General features: G+C 55.1%; 3 tRNA genes. All 3 read left to right on the top strand.

Annotated features, from left to right (window positions below):
- Positions 1-108 precede the first annotated feature (108 nt).
- Positions 109-184: transfer RNA gene (locus JQM66_RS12455), tRNA-Asn, on the top strand.
- A gap of 51 nt (positions 185-235) precedes the next feature.
- A tRNA-Ile gene (locus JQM66_RS12450) sits at positions 236-312 on the top strand.
- A gap of 39 nt (positions 313-351) precedes the next feature.
- Positions 352-427: transfer RNA gene (locus JQM66_RS12445), tRNA-Trp, on the top strand.
- The last annotated feature ends 130 nt before the right edge of the window (positions 428-557 follow it).

Below are 557 nucleotides of genomic sequence, written 5' to 3'. Positions count from 1 at the left end.
CACGGTAGTTAAGCTCACTTCTGCCCACAATACTTGGCTGGCGACGGCCCGGGAAGATAGGTAACGCCAACACAGGCCTTGGTTCAATCGAGTCGGGGCCTGAGATATTCCTCCATAGCTCAGTCGGTAGAGCACGCGGCTGTTAACCGCGGTGTCGTTGGTTCGAGTCCAACTGGGGGAGCCAAAGTATTGCCGCCACAGGGTGGCGGCAATACTTTCTATAAAACACCGGCACGGGCCTTTAGCTCAGTTGGTTAGAGCAGTCGGCTCATAACCGATCGGTCCCGGGTTCGAGTCCCCGAAGGCCCACCATTATGGTTGTCGCCTGAAGGGGATATCCTCAAGCGATTTAGGGGTATAGCTCAGCTGGTAGAGCAGCGGTCTCCAAAACCGCGTGCCGAGGGTTCGAATCCTTCTGCCCCTGCCATAAAAGTCTTTACAACGTTTGTTGTATGTGATATAATGCTCCAGTCGAGCCACATAAATGGCCCGGTAGTTCAGTTGGTTAGAACGCTAGCCTGTCACGCTAGAGGTCGACGGTTCGAGCCCGTTCCGGG

The organism is Oscillibacter valericigenes, assembly GCF_021531915.1.
In the GTDB taxonomy this organism is placed as follows: domain Bacteria; phylum Bacillota; class Clostridia; order Oscillospirales; family Oscillospiraceae; genus Oscillibacter; species Oscillibacter valericigenes_A.
This window is presented reverse-complemented; position numbering and strand designations above follow the sequence as displayed.